Source organism: Okeania sp. SIO2B9, from assembly GCF_010672505.1.
Lineage (GTDB): Bacteria > Cyanobacteriota > Cyanobacteriia > Cyanobacteriales > Microcoleaceae > Okeania > Okeania hirsuta.
Genome location: NZ_JAAHGK010001092.1, coordinates 1 through 2,648, shown reverse-complemented (window position 1 = coordinate 2,648; position 2,648 = coordinate 1). Strand labels below are relative to the sequence as shown.

Sequence of the window (2,648 nt, the reverse complement as noted above, 5' to 3'; positions counted from 1 at the left end):
ACAACTTCATCTTTAAACCTTCATTATTCGATAAATTTTCTAGAAATGAGAGCTAAAATTTAACGCTCAATTAATATCGTAGAATAGAACTAATATAAAATTACATAAAAGAGATTAATATGATTGTAGAAGCTACCCCACAATTAATGACCTTGGATGAATTTTCAGATTGGTATCCAGATGGTTATGGTCGTGATTAATTACAAAATGGAGTTGTTTTTGAAATACAGTCTACAGGAACTCACGAACAAGTAGCAGGTTTTCTCGCCCTTAAACTAGGAGTACAAATCGAACTTCTTGAACTTCCTTATATTATTCCCAGACAAGCAATTGTTAAACCGATATATACAAATAAATCTGGTGATAATCCAGACGTAATTTTTCTGGATGAATCTGCTTTAAAAGATGAGCCTTTATGGAAAAAACGTTCCACAATTACTCAATGAAAACCGCTGTAAGCTAATTATTGAACTTGTGAGTACAAATTGGCGTAATTTATGGTCATAAATTAATTGATTATGAGGGTTTAGAAATACCAGAATATTGGATAGTTGGATTAGGGAAAAACATTATATAGGCAACCCAAAAAACCTACTTTGTCAATTTATCAGTTAATTGACGAAGAATATCAAGTACAACAATTTAGAGGAGATGAAAAAATTATTTATCCTACATTTCCAGAGCTTAAATTAACCGCCCAACAGATTTTTGCAGTAGGAGATTAAAAACATGAAAAATAAGATTTTTCATTTCCTAGACAAACAACTAAAAAGCAGAACAATTCAAAATTTGTAGGGGTTAACGGCCGTTAACCCCTACTATATTTAGTGGTTATGCGTAATACCATGCATGAAAAAAGAATGTTACGAATAATCAGCATGATTATAAAGATATTTGCAGGAGATGTCCCTTTGACAAAGCGGTCGATCTTCGTAGCTTCCCGTAGGGTGGGATGGCGATCTTCGGAGCGGGTCTGTAAGAACGGGTCTCCTCGCCATATCCAATCGACCAAGAGAGCGGTGCGACCCCGCGACCACACCAGTCGCACCTAGTAGCGCAACAAGAGAAAAAGAGAATTTCCTAGCTAAAAACTGGTATTGAAACTATTCCCATGTGACTCAGTCTTCCTGACTTCCTCTTCTGGGAGGGGGAGGGGCGAGGGGTGGGTTGACTTCTAAGAAATATCCTAGCTATTTGTAGCAAACATTTATTAAAATGGTATAAGTCCTGACCCAAATAGATGAAGCGCAATAGCCAGAACTGCTAAAATACTGAAAAATATTACACTTAAATTCAATAAGACCCAGATTTCCAGAGTAACTTTCCCACTTATGACATAGCAACCATGACTCAAACTGCACTTAATCTAGGGACAACAATAACCGACACCCAAAATGACGTTGAACTGCATAAAGTATTCAAAGTGTTTGAAGGCCATACAGCAGTAAGAGGTGTGGACCTGAATATCCGTCAAGGAGAATTTTTTAGTATTCTTGGCCCTTCTGGCTGTGGCAAGACTACAACATTACGCTTAATTGCTGGGTTTGAATCCCCATCAGCAGGTGAAATAATGATTAGGGGAGTATCCATGAATCAAACTCCTCCTTACCGTCGCCCTGTAAATACTGTTTTCCAAAGCTACGCTCTATTTAATCATCTCAGCGTCAAAGATAATATTGCCTTTGGACTACGAATTAAACGTGTAGGAAAAACTGAAACCGAAGAAAAAGTGGCACAAGTTTTACGACTGGTGAAAATGGAAAAATTTGCCGATCGCTATCCCAATCAAATATCTGGTGGGCAACAACAAAGGGTAGCTTTAGCAAGGGCGTTGGTAAATCGTCCAGCAGTATTATTATTAGATGAACCTCTTGGTGCCCTAGACTTGAAACTACGCAAACAAATGCAAATGGAATTGTCTAGCTTACATCAAGATTTAGGCGTTACATTTGTGATGGTAACTCACGACCAAGAAGAAGCTATGAGTATGTCTGACCGTATTGCCGTGATGCACGAAGGTAGAATAGAGCAGATAGGTTCTCCTCAAGAAATTTACGAGCACCCTGAAAGTCCTTTTGTAGCAGATTTTATTGGAGAGACGAATTTATTTCAGGGTCGAGTTGAATTTATCGATCATTCAAATATAGTAGTTAAGACAGATCGTGGTATTAAAATTGTTGTACAACAATCAACAGTTAGTGAAGAGGCAAAAAACGGAGAGATTTATGCAGGTGCTACCGTAGTCGTCAGTGTGCGGCCAGAAAAAATAGAGCTAAGTCTTTATTCCCTAGATATATCAGAAAATTGCTTTGAAGGTAGATTAATAAATGTTATGTATATGGGGACTCATGTATATTATCATGTAAATTTGTTGTCAGGCGATCGCATGACGATCAGGCAGCCCAGTACACAAGGAACTTTGCCCAGCGCAGATACCCCTATCTATCTTTATTGGGCAAAACAAGATTGTTTGGCTCTAAGCGAGACAAGATAACAAAAACGTAAACTAAATTTTCACTATTGAAAAATTACCGAATAATTAAGGTTTAAAGCCTCTCCTTGAAAGGAGAAAAAATTTTCCTTAAGAGTCTAATCCTCTCCTTGAAAAGAAGAGGTAATTGTTAATTATTAATTATTAATTATTAATA

At 37.1% G+C, this 2,648-nt stretch carries 3 protein-coding genes; 2 read left to right on the top strand and 1 reads right to left on the bottom strand.

The features are described from left to right. The first annotated feature begins 596 nt into the window (after positions 1–596). Complete coding sequence (locus F6K13_RS35465; RefSeq protein ID WP_338043160.1) at positions 597–725, top strand: hypothetical protein; 129 nt, start codon at positions 597–599, stop codon at positions 723–725. Positions 726–1,080: 355 nt separating this feature from the next. Here F6K13_RS35465 and F6K13_RS27630 read toward each other — a convergent pair whose 3' ends face one another. Continuing rightward, a complete protein-coding gene (locus F6K13_RS27630) occupies positions 1,081–1,203 on the bottom strand; it encodes a hypothetical protein (protein WP_287289083.1) in 123 nt (40 codons plus the stop codon). Between the two features lie 142 nt (positions 1,204–1,345). Here F6K13_RS27630 and F6K13_RS27625 point away from each other — a divergent pair, with 142 nt between their 5' ends. Further along, positions 1,346–2,494, top strand: a complete 1,149-nt coding sequence (locus tag F6K13_RS27625) for an ABC transporter ATP-binding protein (protein ID WP_124144448.1) — start codon at positions 1,346–1,348, stop codon at positions 2,492–2,494. Positions 2,495–2,648 lie beyond the last annotated feature (154 nt).

What these genes read in the sequence shown, in the direction of transcription:
- F6K13_RS27625 (WP_124144448.1), top strand. Translation starts at nt 1,346, where the DNA reads ATGACTCAAACTGCACTTAATCTAGGGACAACAATAACCGACACCCAA.